This window comes from Komagataeibacter diospyri (assembly GCF_043995075.1).
Lineage (GTDB): Bacteria > Pseudomonadota > Alphaproteobacteria > Acetobacterales > Acetobacteraceae > Komagataeibacter > Komagataeibacter diospyri.
In genome coordinates this window covers 1536738-1553785 of the sequence record NZ_CP171836.1, presented here as the reverse complement: position 1 = coordinate 1553785, position 17048 = coordinate 1536738, and the positions used below count along the sequence as shown (strand labels likewise).

Here is a 17048-nt window from a genome sequence, read left to right as displayed (position 1 = left end):
GGCGTGCCTGGTGGCCGTCCCGTCCGGGCCGCACGGGAAAGGGGGGTGCCAAAGTTGTACTCCCTGATCTTGCGCGTTCCTTTCTTACCCGGCACAAGACGAGCATGAGCGAGACAGGTTCCTCCTTTTCCGAGACTGGGTCCTATACCCTGGCCATAGATGGCATGGGTGGGGATGGTGGTCCGGAAGTTGTAGTGGCCGGACTGGCAATTGCAGCAGACCGACATCCTTCAGCCAGAATCCTTCTGGTAGGGGATGAGGCAAAGTTGTCCGGCCTTCTGAGCCGCCATCCGCGCGCGGCCGATATCTGCACAATCCTTCCGGCCGGTTCGGCAATCCCGATGGACATGAAGCCCACGGCGGCGTTGCGTGTGCGCGATTCCTCCATGCGGCTGGCCATGGATGCGGTGGCCAAGGGTGCGGCACAGGGCGTTGTATCCGCTGGCAACAGCGGGGCGATGCTGGCGCTGGCCAAGATCGTGGTCAAGACACTTCCCGGCATAAGCCGTCCGGCCATGGCGGCACTCAGCCCCACGACACGTGGCGACGTGGTCATGCTTGACCTTGGCGCGAATGTGTCGTGCGACTGGCGTAACCTGGTGGAATTCGCCATCATGGGCGAAGCCTTCGCCAAGGCGGTGCTGGGCCTGCCCGCGCCCACGATCGGCCTGCTGAATGTCGGGTCGGAGGAGCTGAAGGGCGACGAACGCCTGCGTCAGGCGGCCGAAGTGCTGCGTGGCAGCGCGCTGGCCAGACAGTTCCACGGCTTTGTCGAAGGGCACGACATCACGGCAGGTACGACCGACGTGGTGGTGACAGACGGCTTTACTGGCAATGTGGCCCTGAAAACCGGGGAAGGCGCGCTGAAAATGGCGTTTACCCTTCTGCGGCAGGTCTTTACTTCCAGCCTGCTGGGCCGGATCGGCTATCTTCTGGTGCGCCCGGGACTGGAACGGATGAAGGAATGGCTGGATCCTCGCCGCTACAATGGCGCGGTGTTTGTCGGCCTGAATGGTGTCGTGGTCAAATCGCATGGCGGCACGGATGCCGAAGGGTTTGCCGCTGCGGTCGATGTGGCCATGGACATGGTCACGCACCGCTTTACCGACGGCATACGTGACCGCCTTGCGCATATGGAAAAGCTGACATCCGTCAAGGCGGTTCCGGACCAGCAGCAGGCGGTTCCTGCATCCTGACCCTGTAACATCCGGTGTGGCGGGCAGGCTGTCATGGCTGTTCCCACCCGTGCATGTAAGATGAGATTGGTGGAAAAACAGGTATGACGGCGAAACGCTCGCTTCTGTCCGGGTTTGGCGGTTATCTGCCTGAGCGGATCGTTACCAATGACGAGCTGGCATCCCGGCTCGATACATCCGATGAATGGATTCGTGGTCGTACCGGCATTTGCCAGCGTCATATCGCCGGTGAAAATGATACCGCCGTATCCATGGCGGCGCAGGCCGCACGTCGGGCACTTGAATACGCAGGTGCGACGCCGGCTGATGCCGATGCTGTGATCGTCGCGACCAGCACGCCGGACCAGGCATTTCCTTCCACCGCCGTGCGTGTGCAGGCCGAGCTGGGCATGACATCCGGATTCGGATTCGATCTTGCCGCGGCGTGTTCGGGTTTCATCTATGCCCTGTCGATGGCCGATTCGCTGATTCGCAGCGGACAGGCCCGTTCCGCGCTGGTGATCGGCAGCGAAGTCTATTCGCGTATCCTTGACTGGTCGGACCGGGGGACATGCGTGCTGTTTGGTGATGGGGCTGGGGCCGTGTTCCTGACCGCCGCGGGGCCGCAGGATGGTGATGCCGGCATCCTGTCCACCCACCTGCATTCCGATGGCCAGTACGGTGACCTGCTGTATGTGGATGGCGCCACCGGGCAGCATGATAAACCCGCCCACCTGCGCATGAACGGGCGCGAGGTGTTCCGCCATGCGGTGGGCAAGCTGTCTTCCTCGGTTGATGAGGCGCTGGCGGCCAATAACCTGACACATTCGGATGTGAACTGGCTGGTGCCACACCAGGCCAATCTGCGCATTATCGACGGTGTGGCGCGCAAGCTTGCGCTTCCGGCGGACCGGGTGGTGGTGACGGTGGACCGGCATGCCAATACGTCGGCGGCCTCCATCCCGCTGGCGCTAAACGAAGCGGTCCGGGACGGGCGCATCCGTAAGGGCGATCTGGTGCTGATGGAAGCACTGGGTGGTGGCCTGACATGGGGCTCGGCGCTGGTGCGTCTGTGATGTCGTTTCGGTACCACATTGAAATGGGCGCGCAATAAACCGTCCCTTCATTGAATACATTCAATTGACGATGATGACGCGCATGCATAACGTTTACGCATGAGCACCGTGACGCGCGCCACTCTGGCAGAACAGATATATGATCAGGTCGGGCTGTCCCGCCATGAATCCGCCGATATTCTGGAAGATATTCTGGAACGGATGGCACGGACACTTGAGACCGGCGATACCCTGAAAATAAGCGGGTTTGGCACATTCTCTGTCCGGCAGAAGGGACAGCGTACGGGCCGTAACCCCAAAACAGGCGTGGAAGTTCCGATTCTTCCCCGTTCTGTGCTGGTGTTTCGCCCCAGCCAGCTGCTTCGTGCCCATGTCAATGGACAGTCCGGTGGTGAAATCCCGCCGGAAGGAGACGAGGAATGAGCATGCAGCATGACCTGGCCAGTACCGCGCCCCCCACGCACGACATGACACAGCCGGGCGAGGACAGCCTGCCCATTTATGAAGTCGCGCGTGAACTCGGTCTGGCACAGCATGTCATGCGCATGTGGGAATCCCGCTTTCCGCAACTGCAGCCATTGCGGGGGCAGGTAGGGCGGCGGTACTACCGCCCGCAGGATATTGCCGTGCTGCGGCAGATTGCCGATCTGCTGTATGTCCGCAAGCTGTCAATCGCACAGGCACAGGCCGAAATGGGGCAGGTTGCCCTTGCCTTGGACCCGTCACCTGCAATCGTGGCCACGCCAGCCACGCCAGCCACGCCAGCCACGCCAGCCACGCCCGTGGCGGTAGAAGTTCCTGTTGCACACGCTGCGCCTGACGCAACGGTGGCATCGGTTCCTCCGGTAGCGGATGCGCAGGCTGCGGCTGACGAACCGTTTGACACGTCCGCACCGGAACACACGCAACCGGTCGAGGCCGGCACGGTTATCGAACAGGTCACGATTATCGAGGAGACCATACAGGTCACCGATACGACCCCGGCTGTATCCCCGGAATCCCGGCCGGAGGCTCCGGTCACGGACGATGCCCCGACTACCGCAGCAACGGCGCCAGAAGCCATGGTACCGCCCGAAGATGAGGTGGTGGATGAAGAAGAAATGCCGCTGGAGCAGATCGTGATGATCGAGCTTGAGCGCCTGCAGGCGGAAAATACCGTACTGCGAGACAGCCTGCGTGGCGTGCTGGTGGAACTGCAGGCCCTGCGGGAAATGGTGCCGGTCTGATTTATCCGGTTTTTTTCATTTTTGCGCAGATCGTGGCTTGCCGTCCCCCTATTGGCCTGCTACATCCTGCGCATCGCAGACAGGCGGGCAGTAGCGCAGCCTGGTAGCGCATCAGTCTGGGGGACTGGGGGTCGTGGGTTCGAATCCCGCCTGCCCGATATCCCTGTCTGCGATCGAATATTTTGGGCGGATGCCCCGATGAAAGCACCTCTAACAGGGTGCTTTTTTTGTATCTGCCACAAGCGCGCTAGTAACGCGCGCGGCTCCAGTTCAGCCATAGCATGTGCAGCACCGCCATGATGGCCGGCCCGACAAACAGCCCCAGCAGGCTCCAGCTTTCCGCCCCGCCCAGAATGCCCGTCAGCACCCACAGGAAGGGTAGCTGGGTTGAACCGCCGATCAGGGCAGGGCGTACCAGATGGTCCGCCAGCAGGATCACGGCAATGCCAAACAGAATGATGGCAATGGCCGTCAGCACTGCCCCGGTATTGATGACCAGCAGTATGGCGACGGCGCTGATGGCAATCAGGGCGCAGAAAGGGATCATGGCCGCAATGGCCGTTATCACCCCAAACAGGAACGGGTGGGGCGCGCCTGCGACCAGATAGGCAAGGCCCATCAGCATGCCCTCGCCAATACCGACCAGCACCAGTCCGGATACCGACCCATGGACGGATGCGATGATCTGCAACGCAATCCGCTCCCCCCTTTTGCCAAAGGCGCGGCGGGATACGTTAAGGGACTGGCGGATGACCGCATCCCCATCCTTGAGCAGGAAAAACAGCGTCAGTATGGCGAAGGCGAACAGCAGGACGCGGTGCAGCACCTGCGATCCAAGCTGCTGCGTGACCTTTACGCCCTGTCCAATATTCATGGACCCGAGCAGGGCGGAGACATCGGCGGGATTTTTCAGGTGGTCGTTCCACCATGTTTCAACCGTCTGCTGTCCATAGGGCAGGCGGCTGACCCATGGTGGGATGGGAATGCCGGAATGGCGGGCATCATTCAGCAGCCTGAGCACGCTTTCCGCCTCACGCCCCGCTTCCAGCCCGAACAGCGCCAGTGGCCCGAGGAAGATCAGGGCAATGGCCAGCGTGAACAGGACCGGCAGCAGGGTCTGATGCGCGCGTGAATGCCACCGCCTGCGTGCCCGTGCGTATAGTGGCCACGAGGCAATCGCGAATATGCAGCCCCAGATCAGAGATGGCAGGAAACCGCGCACGGTGTACAGCGCCAGCAGGACAAAAAACAGTGCCAGCCCCGCACGCGCCATGCGCTGCGTACGCTGGGTTTCGCTGAATGACCGGAAGGTGCGCATCGTGGAGGCAGGATCCATGCGGTGGCCCGGCATGGGGGCACCTGCCTGCTCCTGATCCGCGTTGTAGGGATCCGTCATGGTCATTCCTCTGGAAAACGGGCTGTGTCGATACGGGTGCTGGTGTTAACGGGATCGTTCCAGCAAAGACATTAATCCTATGTCGGGGGCGTCGTTTCAACGGCCCACAGGGCAAAAGCATGAATCAGGGCGGCTTCTTTCAGGGAATCGAAGCGTCCCGTCGCCCCCCGGTGCCCCGCTTCCATATTCGTGCGCAGCATGATGGGCCGGTCCGATCGGTTGTGGTCGCGCAGGCGCGCGACCCATTTCGCCGGTTCCCAGTATGTGACGCGCGGGTCGGTCAGGCCGCCCAGGGCCAGAATGGCGGGGTAGGCGCGCGGGGCCACCTGTTCATACGCGGCGTAGCTTGCGATCAGGTCATAGGCATCTGCATCTTCCAGCGGGTTGCCCCATTCGGGCCATTCCGGTGGGGTCAGGGGCAGTGTGTCATCGGACATGGTATTCAGTTCATCCACGAATGGTACCACCGCCACAATGCCCGCGAACAGGTCGGGCCGCATGTTGGCGATCGCTCCCATCACCATGCCACCTGCCGAACGCCCATCCGCCACGATCCGTCCCGGCGCGCCAAAGCCCGCATCGGTCAGGGAGGTGGCGCAGGCGATGAAGTCGCTGAAGGTATTGGGCTTGTTGCGCCCCCGACCGCCAAGGAACCAGTTCCAGCCCTTTTCCGACCCGCCGCGGACATGGGCAATGGCATAGAACCACCCCCGGTCCACAAGGCTGAGCACGCGGGTGGAAAATACCGGGTCGATGGCATGGCCATAGGACCCGTAACCGTAAAGCAGCAGCGGGGCGGAGCCATCTATGGGCGTGTCATGGCGGCCCAGCACGGTTATGGGCACCTGCTCCCCATCCGGGGCCTGCGCCATAAGCCGCCAGCAGCGGTACTGCGCCGGGTCGTGGCCCGAGGGCACGGATTGCCGCTTGAGCACCCGGTCGGCACGCGTCGTCATGTCCTGCGCATGCCACTGCCGTGGCGTGGTGGGGGACTGGTAGATATAGCGCAGTTCGGTCGTGTCGTATTCATAACCGCCCGCGAATGTCAGGTCATAGGCCGCTTCATCGGGTTCCAGCGCATGGGTACGGCCCTGCAGGTCACGGATGACGATGCGGGTGTTCGCATCCCGGCGTTCGCGCCATGCGATATGGCCCGACCAGACCATGCAGTCGGTAATGTAGCGCCCGGGTTCATGCCCGATCAGGTCATGCCAGTTTTCACGTCCCGGCGCGCTGTCGGGTGTGGTCATGATCTTGAAATCATATGCGCCGCCGGCATTGGTCAGGATGATGAAATGCTGGCCCTGATGGTACAGTCCGTACATCAGTCCGGGTTGACGGGGTGCGGCGCAGACGGGTGCAGCCTGCGGGTCATGACCAGGGATCAGCCAGGATTCGGATGTGTCGTGGTTGCCGGTGGAGATGATGATCCATCCGCCTGAACGCGTCGCGTCCACGCCCACGAAGAAACCGGGATCGGGTTCCTCATATACCACCGTATCCGTATCTTCCCCGATACGGCGGCGGTAGACGCGGGCCGGGCGGCCATGTTCGTCCCGCCAGACCCAGAACAGGAACTGGCTGTCGGGCGAGAAAACGAAGGCTCCGCTGCAGTTGTCAACGGGCGGCAGGGCCGTACCGGTCGTATCCGCAAGCCTGCGGATGTGGATGCGGTAGATTTCGGAACCCTGCGTATCCTCGGCATAGGCGAACAGGGCATGGTCGGGGCTGTGACTGGCGGTGGCGACGGCGTAATAGTCGTGTCCATGGGCTGCCGCGTTGACATCCAGCAGCACCTCTTCCGCCTGCGGCCGGTCGGTGGGATAACGTCTGTAGACAGGGTACTGCGCGCCTGCGTCGTAACCGGTCTGGTAGGAAAACGGCCCGTGGGGCACGGCGGGATAGGTATCGTCAGGCTGGATCCGTCCCTTCATTTCCGCCACAAGCTGCTCCTGCAGGGCTTCCGTTCCCGACAGGACGGATTGCGTATAGGCGTTTTCCGCCCGCAGGTGTCCGGCAATGTCAGGGCGCAGCAGGGACGGGTCACGCAGCACGTTCTGCCAGTTGTCGTCCTTCATCCACGCATATTCGTCCTGCCGTGTGCGGCCAAGCTGCGTGATGGTGCGGGGTATCTTGCGGGGAACGGGGGGGAGGGTCATCGCATGGTCCTTGCGCGCGGGCGGTGGATCAGTCGGTTTTCGGGGCGTGCCAGCCGGTCAGGCCATGGCGCAGGCGCTGGCCTTCGGGACTGGTGGGGTCAATCATGCCCGTGCGCAGGAACAGGTCGATCAGCACAAGGTTCACGTTGAACTTGAACTCATCGGTATCACGGACCAGCGCATAGGCTTCCTCCACCGGGATCAGGCGGAATTCCTCCACCTCCCCATCGGCGGGGGTGGGGATGAAATCGATCGGCAGTTCCAGTTCGAAACAGTGCAGCACGTCGCGGCGCAGCCCCTCCGGGCGATCCAGCGCGTAACGGATGTCCGCCGTGGGGCGGGCGTGGGCCACCAGTTCGGGCGGCAGGCTGGCTTCCTCTGCCGCTTCCTTGACCAGCGCCTGTGCCGCCGTGTGCCCCGCCGGGATGCCACCCGCAACCAGATGGTCCAGCTTGCCGGGGTCCAGCCGTTTGGTCATGGACCGCCGGGCGATCCACAGATACAGCCCGTCGGGCCGTCGCACCAGGCCATTGAGGTGCACGCCCGCCGCCATCAGGCCAAACAGCGGCAGCGCGCCCCGGTCAATGCGGGCGACCGGCGGCCGGCCCATGTCGGTCCAGACGTCAAACAGTTCATGGTGGGAGCGGTACACCCCCTCGCGTGCCATGGCCCCGCCTATCTGTTCCAGCCGCGCGGGGTCATCCAGGGTGACGCTGTCCCCCGCATGCGTCATGCCATGGCGCAGCAGGACCGGCAGCAGGTCAGGCTGCACCCACCCCGCGGGCTGCGTGCCCAGCCGGAATTCCAGCCGCCCACCGGGCAGCACCGCCGTGTTGCAGGCGGCGATATGACGAAAAAAACCATCGAGGTTACGTGACATGATCCATCCCTGTCCTTCGGGCCATGGCTGGCATACCGGCTGCCCCCGGGGCTGACAATCCTTCGGGCGCGCCGGAATGACAGGGAGATATGGGTTGCAAAACCCGTAACGTATGCCACATGCCGTGCATATGGCTGTTTCCCACAAGACCCGGCAGGACCTGCCGGAACGTTCCGCCGCCGCCACCCTGCGCGGCCTTCTGCCCTATCTGTGGCCCCGCCATGACCTGCGCACCCGGCTGCGCGTGGTGGGGGTATGCATCCTGCTGATCGCGGCCAAGGTCGCCACCATTGGCGTGCCCTATGCCTACAGCCGGGTGATTGACGCCCTGCAGCCCGTAGCGGGGCATGCGGCCATGATGCCGCTGGTGCTGATTGTGGGTTACGGCCTGCTGCGCATGGCGGCGGCGGGGCTGGGGGAACTGCGCGATGCCCTGTTCGCCCCGCTGCGTTACCGTATCAGTCGGATCGCGGCCATGCGCAGCTTCACGCATATGCACCAGCTGTCACTGCGCTTTCACCTCAACCGCCAGTCGGGCGGGGTGACGCGTGCCATTGCGCGCGGGACGGAAGCGATCGAGACCCTGCTGCGTGTGGGTGTGTTCAACGTGGTGCCGACCCTGATCGAGGCACTGATGGTCATTATCGTGATCTGGCGGCTGTTCGACTGGCGGTACGCGGTGGTTATGCTGGTGGCGGTGGCGGCTTACGTGGTGTTCACCATCCAGTTCACGTCATGGCGGATCGGGTTGCGGCGCCAGATGAACGACATCAACAGCGAGGCCAGCTGGAAAGCACTGGACAGCCTGCTGAATTATGAAACGGTCAAATATTTCGGCAACGAGGAACACGAACGCAAACGCTACGAGGACGCCCAGCGGCGTTATGAGGCCGCCGCCATCCGCACCCAGATTTCGCTCAATGGCCTGAATTTCGGGCAGGCCGCGATCATTGCCACCGCCCTGATCGCCGTCATGCTGATGGCCGGGCGGGATGTGGAGGCAGGCCGCATGACGGTGGGGCATTTCGTGCTGGTCAACACTTACCTCATGCAGCTCTACCTGCCGCTGAACTTCCTGGGCAGCGTCTATTCCTCGCTGCGCAATTCGCTGGTGGATCTTGAACACATGTTCGCCCTGATGGATGAACAGGCCGATATCACCGATTCCGCGGACGCGGTCAGCCTGCCCGCGCGGCTGGATGAAGCGCCTGCCGCCGACATCCGTTTCGAGGGCGTGCATTTCAGCTACCGTCCCGACCGCGAGATCCTGCGCGGGGTCAGCTTCCATGTCCCGGCGGGCCACCGGGTGGCCATTGTCGGGCCGACGGGGGCGGGCAAGTCCACCATCAGCCGCCTGCTGTTCCGCTTCTATGACGTGACATCGGGCCGCATCCTGATCGACGGGCATGACATCCGTGACTGTGCGCAGGCGGCCCTGCGCGGGGCCGTGGGCGTCGTGCCGCAGGACACCATCCTGTTCAACGACACGATCGGCTACAACATCGCCTATGGTCGCCTGGGCGCCACGCAGGCGGAGGTGGAGCATGCGGCGAAGCTGGCCTGCATCCATGACTTCATCATGACCCTGCCCGAAGGCTACGCCACGCGGGTGGGTGAACGCGGGCTGAAGCTGTCGGGTGGTGAAAAGCAGCGCGTGGCGATTGCCCGCACCATCCTGAAGAATCCGCGCGTCCTGCTGCTGGATGAGGCGACAAGCGCGCTGGATACTCGCACCGAGCAGGAAATCCAGACCGCGCTGCACACGGTGGCCGCCAACCGCACGACCATCATCATCGCCCACCGCCTGTCCACCATCGTTGATGTGGATGAAATCCTTGTGATGGGGCAGGGGCGGATACTGGAGCGCGGAACCCATCGCGCCCTGCTGGAACGCGGCGGCCTGTATGCCGAAATGTGGGCGATACAGGCCGAGGAGGAAGCCGCCGGGGTCTGACCCGCTCATGCGCGACGGAGGCACGCGCATGACCGCCCCGCACTGGTCAGCGGCGGCAAGGAAGTACATATCAGGAAGAACGCTAGAAGGAGCCGTGACATGACGGACACGAACAACCAGCCCCCCGAAGGGGACGCCATCCCCCCCGAACTGAGCCATTGCGGCGCGGTGGTGGACAAGGCCATCGAATACATGCTGGGTGAAAACCTGCCGCCGGTGGCCATTGCCTCCGCACTGCTGGGCGGCTCACTGGGGCTTCTGTCGCGCACCATGGGGCGCGAGACCATGCAGGCCATGCTGGAAAACGCGCTGCACAGCGTGCAGGCGGGTGAACTGCACCCCGACCACGACCAGAAGGCAGGCTGAGCCCTCAGGGGGAAAAGTGGGGACGAAATGCCACGCTTTGTCCCCCATGCCGGACAAAAAATGCCGAATCATGCTTATGCATCTTGACTGTTGGCGGTGGTTTGGCGATAAGCCGCGCCTAATCTAGACGATCCTTGCCGGGCATTTATGCCTCGGCCACAGCTATATCCGAGGATGATAAAATGTCTCGCCGCTGCCAGATCACAGGCAAGGGCGTGCTGACGGGCAACAACGTCAGCCACGCCAACAACAAGTCCCGTCGTCGCTTCCTGCCCAACCTGCAGGAAACCTCGCTGCTGTCCGATATTCTCGGCACGGCGGTTCCCATGCGCATGACCACCAACGGCATCCGCACGGTCGAACACAATGGCGGCCTGGACGCGTTCCTGCTGTCCACCCCGAACCGCAAGCTGACGCCGGAAGCCATGACGGTGAAGCGCCGTATCCTGCGCGTTCAGGAAAAAAAGGCCGCTGTGGCCTGATATGCGACCGGGCCGGCCATCACCCTGCAGTGACGGGGTGGCGGTCGGCCCGTCTGTCGTAGATGAAGCCTGACTGAAGTCTGGTGCATTGTTCCGCTGTGCCGGTCTGCGTCGTCCATGTTGAAAAAGACTGAGGGCGGAAGCAGCTTACGGTTCCGGCAGGCGCGAAAGGGAAAGGTTCCCGTTCGCGCCCGTGTTGTCTTGTGGAGGTTCCCCCGTGTCCGCCAAGTCTGATCTGTCCCTGATTCGCAATATCGGTATTACCGCGCACATCGATGCCGGCAAGACCACCACCACCGAGCGTATCCTGTACTACACCGGTGTGTCTCATAAGATCGGTGAGGTGCACGAAGGCAACACCACCACCGACTACATGGCGCAGGAGCGTGAGCGCGGCATCACGATCACCTCGGCTGCCGTGACGTGTGAGTGGGAAGGCCGCCGCATCAACATCATCGACACCCCGGGCCACATTGACTTCAACATCGAAGTCAACCGCTCGCTGCGTGTGCTTGATGGCGCGATCTTCATCATCGAAGGCGTTGCCGGCGTGCAGCCGCAGTCCGAGACCAACTGGCGTCTGGCTGACCGCTACAACGTGCCCCGCATCATCTTCATCAACAAGCTGGACCGTACCGGCGCCGACTTCTACTACGCCTTCAGCACGCTGAAGGAGAAGCTGGACATTGTCGCGATCCCGCTGCAGCTGCCCATCGGCGCCGAAGAAAACTTCGTTGGCGTGGTGGATCTGATCGAGATGCGCGCCATCGTCTGGGAAGGCGGTGAGCTGGGTGCGAAGTTCCATTACGAGGAAATTCCCGCCGACCTGAAGGAAAAGGCCGCCGAAGCGCGCCAGAACCTTCTGGACACCGCGCTGTCGGTTGATGACGCGGCGATGGAAGAATACTTCGACAAGGGCGACGTGGACGTCGCGACGCTGAAGCGCTGCATCAAGAAGGGCACCATCGCTGGTGACTTCCGTCCCGTCCTGTGCGGCACGGCCTTCAAGAACAAGGGTGTCCAGCCGCTGCTCGACGCCGTGATCGACTTCCTGCCCGCGCCGAACGACGTGGAAGGCATCCGTATCGCCCCGCCGGAAGACGAGGAAGTGGACGAGAACAAGCTGCCGATCATCCCGGTTGACCCGGATGGCAAGTTTGCTGGTCTCGCATTCAAGATCATCAACGACAAATACGGCACGCTGACCTTCGTGCGCGTCTATCGTGGCGTGCTGAAGACCGGTGATACCGTGCTGAACACGACCAAGGGTCACAAGGAGCGTATCGGCCGCATCTACCAGATGCATGCTGACAAGCGCGAGGAACTGTCCGAAGTCCACGCAGGCGACATTGCCGCCTTTGTCGGCCTGAAGGACAGCCAGACCGGCGACACGCTGGCCGATCCGGCCGATCCCGTGGTGCTGGAACGCATGAGCTTCCCGATCCCCGTCATCGATATCTCCGTCGAACCGAAGACGAAGGACGGCGTGGAAAAGATGACGCTGGCGCTGCAGAAGCTGTCCGGTGAAGATCCCTCCCTGCGCCTGAAGACCGATCAGGAAACGGGCCAGACCATCCTGTCGGGCATGGGTGAACTGCACCTCGACATCATTATCGACCGCCTGCGTCGTGAATATGGCGTAGATGCGAACATCGGCGCGCCGCAGGTTGCGTATCGTGAAACGATCACCAAGGCGCATACCGAAACCTATACCCACAAGAAGCAGTCGGGTGGTTCGGGCCAGTTCGCGGAAGTGAAGATCGAGTTCGCGCCGGTTGAGCGTAACGAAGGCATCTCCTTCGAGAACAAGGTCGTCGGCGGCACCGTGCCGAAGGAATACATCCCGGCGGTGGACAAGGGCATCCAGGCGCAGGCCACGACCGGCGTGCTGGCCGGGTTCCCCACCGTGGACTTCAAGTTCACGCTGCTGGACGGCAAATACCATGATGTCGACTCCTCGGCACTGGCGTTCGAAATCGCGGCCAAGGCCTGCTTCCGTGAAGGCATGAAGAAGGCCGGTCCGGTTATTCTTGAGCCGATCATGGACGTGGAAGTGACCACCCCGAACGATCATGTTGGTGACGTGGTGGGTGACCTTAACCGTCGCCGTGGCATGATCCAGAGCCAGGAAACCGCTGGTTCCACCGTCATGGTCCGCGCGGCCGTGCCGCTGAAGGAAATGTTCGGCTACATTTCGCACCTGCGTTCGATGACCAAGGGCCGTGCATCCTTCACGATGCAGTTCCATCATTACGATCCGGTGCCCCGCAACGTTGCGGAAGAGATCATGGCGCAGTCTGCCTGATCTTTCTCGAAAGAGAGCATCAAAAGAAACCGGCTCCCGAAAGGGGCCGGTTTTTTTGTATCATGAGGCGGCCGATTGAATGGCAGCCGGGTAAAATCATGTAGACAGGTGGTCTGTACTCAGGATTACGGCAGGGAAAGGATAGCTTCGCCTGCTTCTGTAATGAAATATCTGAACTGTCCAGAATAGCCGTATGTCACATGATATGATGGCACCCTTTGAAAGCATACTTGCTGCAAGGGGTATGCTGGATTGAGGTGCTTGATGTCTTCCGGTTATCAAACACGCATGAAAATATATTCCGTCGTGGTAAAATAAATCCGTGACGCGATGGTGGATAACGCCATCAGGGCATGGTCTTCGCCCATTGATCCCCATCCAGAATCACGTGACCATCATGTGCCAGCTTTTCCAGGTGGGCATGAAGGTTCAGCCGGGCTGCGCGGCGCAGGCCGGGGCGCAGGTTGTGGTACATGCTGTCCACGATTTCATCCAGCGTGCGGGGTTCAGGCGGCAGCAGCGCCAGAATGCTGTCCTCACGTGCGCGGCGGTGGGCGACCAGTCCTTCGATACAGGCTTTCACATGCGGTATGGCCGGGCCGTGCGCGGGCAACAGCAGGTGGCTGTCGCGTCGCAGCAGGTAGTCCATGCTGTCCAGAAACTGCTGGACCGATCCATGCGGGGCAGGGGGCACCATGGTGGTGGACCAGCCCATGACATGATCGCCGGTGAAGATGATGCCATCCGGCGTTTCAAGACAGATATGGTCGCTGGCATGGCCCGGTGTGTACAGCACCCGCAGCCCCGCGATTTCATCTCCGTCGCGCAATCCGATATCGGGGATGAAGTCGGGTTCTGCACTGGCATGAAAACCGCAGACCGGAATGCCCAGCCGTGTTCCAAGCGGGCGGGCGCCAGCCAGGTGGTCCGCATGGGTATGGGTCAGGATGATATGGGTAACTGGCCGGTTGCCCGCAGCCATGACCAGTGCGTCAAGATGGGCGGGATCGGTGCTGCCGGGGTCAATGATCACGCAGCCCCCATCATGGTCCGCCAGCCAGCTATTGGTGCCGTTGCCGGTCATGGGACCGGGATTGTTCGCCACCACGCGCCGTATGGCAGGGGTCTGTGGCAACGCCACGCCATAGGGCGGTGGCGGTTCGCTGATCCGCCACCCGTTGCGTGATGTTTTTGGGGAATTAGCCAAAGGCGCCGACATGGTGCATCACCCCGGTGCTGATTTCGCGCACCATCTGGAACAGGCGCTGCATCGGTTCGAAAATCTCGGTGTATTCGCGGTGATAGGTACCTTCCTGTCGGGGACCGTGCGGTTCATGGAAATCAAGATCGAAACTGCCATCCGAACGGTAGGGGAATATCTGTTCCAGTTCCGCCAGGACACCGGGGATTTCAAGGCACAATACCTTCAGCGTCAGTACATCGCGCGAAAACGCATGGCGGGGCGAGAAATAGGGTACCTGTGTGGACAGCAGCCAGATCTGTTCAATGATCGCGATGCGGATGGCATGCAGCAGCAGTTCATCGGGCCGCATGCGCGGGGCGTCGGGCCATGCGCGCCGCAGGGCGAGGTGATCGGACTGTATGCGCCGGAACATGGCCTGCGTGCTGGCCCAGAAATCCAGGTTTTCCAGTCCGTGCATAAGCGACAGGCAGGCTTCCTGCCGTGCCGGGTCTTTCTGCGCCGTGGCGCGTTCCAGCCACATATCCGGGTCCAGCAGGCGGATGACGCCGCGCAGCACGCCGTGGTCTGAATGGGCCAGCGCGTGGGCGGCAAAATCCATGGCGCGGCGGAACCGGGGGCTTTCCGCCAGGTATTTCTCGAACGTTTCTGGGTGGCGGGCCGCCGCCGTGCCCAGTCCCTGCAATGTATTCGCGCACCATGCCAGCTGCTGCAGGATGGCGTTGTTGGGAATGGCGCGCAACTGGCTGGGGTGCTTGATGCGGGTCACGGTCGATGCCGCGTCGCTCTGCCGCGCGGACGGGCGCGACCCGGTCTTGTCAATCAGCGACGGGCCAAACGCGCCCAGCAGGGCGGCATAGCCGGGATCTTCCACCAGCCCGGTCATGCCATTGGCGATGGTGGCGAAGAAATCGGCCGAGAAATCGGGTTCATCATATACCGGGTCACGGTCCAGCGTGGTGGTGGCGAAGGCATGTTCGGCAATGATGCTGACGGTTGCATCCGCCAGAGCCTGCGTACCGAACAGAAGATAGCCGTCACCACCCTGAAACGCGGTTTCCTCACGCATCTGAATCCCCGCGCGTGCAAAGCGGGCGCGCGCATGCGGCGGGGACAGGTAATCGAAGCGGTCCGCCAGTCTGTATGGGTGCGCGCCCCGGCCAATGCTTTCGCCATGGGTGTCGAACAGAATGACCTCGACACAGGCCAGGTCCCACTTGCGCAGCAGGTCGCATACCTTGATGCGGAGCCGTTCGATCAGGTAGGTCGCGGCCAGCTGCCCCACGTAACGTCCGGAGTCGGAAAAGCCGAACTGCAGGCTGAGCTTGCGCGTGCGCTGCAGGTAGGCGCGCCAGTGGGGGGAGCGCAGGGCTTCCTCGATGACCTGTTCGCCGTTTTCCAGCGCTTCCTGCGTCTCGAACAGGGGCGAGATCTCGATCATGTCCTCCACCCCATACAGCCGCGCCAGCCACAGCGCGGTCAGCAGGGTGTAGCCGGTCTCGGTCTCGGCGATCAGGAAGCGAATGGGGCTGGTGCGGTCGATATGGCGCAGGATCTGGCGCACCGTCATCATCAGCCGCCCCGCGCTGGCCTGTTCCATCAGCAGCGATCCGAAATCAATATCGACCGGCTGGACTGCTTCCAGCGCATCGTTCATGCGGCTGATCAGCGCGCGCCGCTGGGCCGGGACATCCGGGCTGTCGGTAATGCCCAGGCGCTGGCGGGCGATGTTGTGCAACTGTGTCGCGTTCAGGCGCGTATGCGTATGCGCCGCCGACAGGCCATGCGCCATGAAACCCGCGCGTGCTACCGCCAGCGTCATCCTGTCTTCGGGTGTCGCAGCGTCGATCGCCTCGCTGAAGGCGGCGTTCAGGTCGTTGGTGCTGGTCAGCGCGTCGGTGCTGCGGGTAATCAGCGCATCGGCAAAACGCGATACCGCTTCAGGTTCCGGCCCGGTGGGGCAGGCGGCGATCTGTGCCGCCACGGTTTCCAGCGCGGTCTGGACGCGCGGCAGCAGGTCGTTGGCGCAACTGGTTACGGGGGTGATCTGGTCATGCAGGCGGGCAAGCTGCATCTGCTTCATGCGCAGCCGCAGGCGCAGCGTGTCCCACCAGCCGATATCGGTCCGGCCATCGGTGTCATAGCCGACCCAGCTGGTCATGATGATGGGGCGCGGTGCCAGCGTGCACCATAACTGTGGCCAGTGGGTCCGCGCTTCTGACAGCAGGATGGCGTTCAGCCGGTCCAGTGCGTCGCGCCCGCGCATGATGGCCTGCGTCGCCAGCGTGAACTCCTCATCCAGCGTGGGCGGTCCCACGCGGCGGTGGGTCAGGAAGGCCGGGACATGCGCCGGAGCCTCGGCCGGATTGGTGGAGGCGAGGTCCGCCAGCGCCTCGTAGACCGGGTTGGCCAGCGCGAATGTGGGATGGGCGGTAAATACGGCGGCAAAGCGGCTGCGTTCGATGGCGGCGCGGAAACGCGCGATGGGTACGGGACTGTCATCGGGGTCCGGCTGTACGATGCGGCGGGCGACGTCACGCATGCGCGTCGCCACCACCGTGTCGTCGGGACCATCCAGATAGGCGGCGATATGGTGCGCCCGCCCGGCAAAGGCCCGGTCACGCAGCAGGCGCACGATTTCCTCCACCGTTTCCATCGACAGGGCGCCACTGCCCATCTGGCGGCCGATCTGGCGCGCCAGTACCATGACCGGGCTGCCGGTTGCAGTCTCGTCATGGCTGGCAATCAGTCGCTCCGCCTGTTGCAGCAGGTCGGAGACAGTCCGCGCGGCGGCTTCGGTCATCGTGTTGTCCTGTCATGAAAAATCG

At 62.6% G+C, this 17048-nt stretch carries 13 protein-coding genes and 1 tRNA gene; 9 read left to right on the top strand and 5 right to left on the bottom strand.

Going from position 1 to position 17048, the window contains the following annotated elements; genetic code table 11:
* The first annotated feature begins 104 nt into the window (after window positions 1–104).
* From plsX to ACE2AA_RS07340, 5 genes are all read left to right on the top strand, one after another.
* A complete protein-coding gene (gene plsX / locus ACE2AA_RS07360) occupies window positions 105–1196 on the top strand; it encodes a phosphate acyltransferase PlsX (RefSeq protein ID WP_141260546.1) in 1092 nt (363 codons plus the stop codon).
* Window positions 1197–1279: 83 nt separating this feature from the next.
* On the top strand, window positions 1280–2251 hold the full coding sequence (locus tag ACE2AA_RS07355) for a beta-ketoacyl-ACP synthase III (protein ID WP_395371935.1): 972 nt from the start codon (window positions 1280–1282) through the stop codon (window positions 2249–2251).
* Window positions 2252–2350: 99 nt separating this feature from the next.
* Window positions 2351–2674 (top strand): integration host factor subunit alpha, encoded by a 324-nt coding sequence (locus ACE2AA_RS07350; RefSeq protein WP_141260544.1) that lies wholly within the window; start codon window positions 2351–2353, stop codon window positions 2672–2674.
* Window positions 2671–3477, top strand: a complete 807-nt coding sequence (locus tag ACE2AA_RS07345) for a MerR family transcriptional regulator (RefSeq protein ID WP_395371933.1) — start codon at window positions 2671–2673, stop codon at window positions 3475–3477. Before ACE2AA_RS07350 ends, ACE2AA_RS07345 begins: the two co-directional genes overlap by 4 nt.
* Before the next feature lie 84 nt (window positions 3478–3561).
* Window positions 3562–3635, top strand: a tRNA-Pro gene (locus ACE2AA_RS07340).
* A gap of 89 nt (window positions 3636–3724) precedes the next feature.
* On the opposite strand, the gene ACE2AA_RS07335 is transcribed toward ACE2AA_RS07340, so the two are convergent.
* The 3 genes from ACE2AA_RS07335 to ACE2AA_RS07325 form a co-directional block, all read right to left on the bottom strand.
* Entirely contained in the window at window positions 3725–4879 is a 1155-nt protein-coding gene (locus ACE2AA_RS07335) for an AI-2E family transporter (RefSeq protein ID WP_141260542.1), read from the bottom strand.
* A gap of 71 nt (window positions 4880–4950) precedes the next feature.
* Window positions 4951–7032, bottom strand: coding sequence for a S9 family peptidase (locus ACE2AA_RS07330; protein WP_395371931.1), 2082 nt, complete (start codon window positions 7030–7032; stop codon window positions 4951–4953).
* A 28-nt stretch (window positions 7033–7060) separates the two neighbouring features.
* Window positions 7061–7912: an NUDIX hydrolase family protein gene (locus ACE2AA_RS07325; protein ID WP_141260540.1), complete on the bottom strand. Its 852-nt coding sequence runs from the start codon at window positions 7910–7912 to the stop codon at window positions 7061–7063.
* 112 nt (window positions 7913–8024) lie between these two features.
* Between ACE2AA_RS07325 and ACE2AA_RS07320 the strand changes: the two genes are divergently transcribed.
* From ACE2AA_RS07320 to fusA, 4 genes are all read left to right on the top strand, one after another.
* Window positions 8025–9866 carry an ABC transporter ATP-binding protein/permease gene (locus tag ACE2AA_RS07320; protein WP_141260539.1) on the top strand — a complete coding sequence of 614 codons (1842 nt, stop codon included), beginning with the start codon at window positions 8025–8027 and terminating at the stop codon, window positions 9864–9866.
* Window positions 9867–9965: 99 nt separating this feature from the next.
* Window positions 9966–10232: a hypothetical protein gene (locus ACE2AA_RS07315; RefSeq protein ID WP_010512913.1), complete on the top strand. Its 267-nt coding sequence runs from the start codon at window positions 9966–9968 to the stop codon at window positions 10230–10232.
* A gap of 182 nt (window positions 10233–10414) precedes the next feature.
* Window positions 10415–10714 carry a 50S ribosomal protein L28 gene (rpmB, locus tag ACE2AA_RS07310; protein WP_010506414.1) on the top strand — a complete coding sequence of 100 codons (300 nt, stop codon included), beginning with the start codon at window positions 10415–10417 and terminating at the stop codon, window positions 10712–10714.
* A gap of 217 nt (window positions 10715–10931) precedes the next feature.
* Window positions 10932–13019 (top strand): elongation factor G, encoded by a 2088-nt coding sequence (gene fusA / locus ACE2AA_RS07305; protein WP_141260538.1) that lies wholly within the window; start codon window positions 10932–10934, stop codon window positions 13017–13019.
* A gap of 346 nt (window positions 13020–13365) precedes the next feature.
* Here fusA and ACE2AA_RS07300 read toward each other — a convergent pair whose 3' ends face one another.
* Entirely contained in the window at window positions 13366–14238 is an 873-nt protein-coding gene (locus ACE2AA_RS07300; RefSeq protein ID WP_141300515.1) for an MBL fold metallo-hydrolase, read from the bottom strand.
* The gene (locus tag ACE2AA_RS07295; protein ID WP_395371928.1) at window positions 14219–17023 is read right to left on the bottom strand and encodes a phosphoenolpyruvate carboxylase; all 2805 of its coding nucleotides are present in this window, start codon (window positions 17021–17023) and stop codon (window positions 14219–14221) included. The genes ACE2AA_RS07300 and ACE2AA_RS07295 overlap by 20 nt, the downstream gene beginning before the upstream one ends.
* Window positions 17024–17048: the final 25 nt, after the last annotated feature.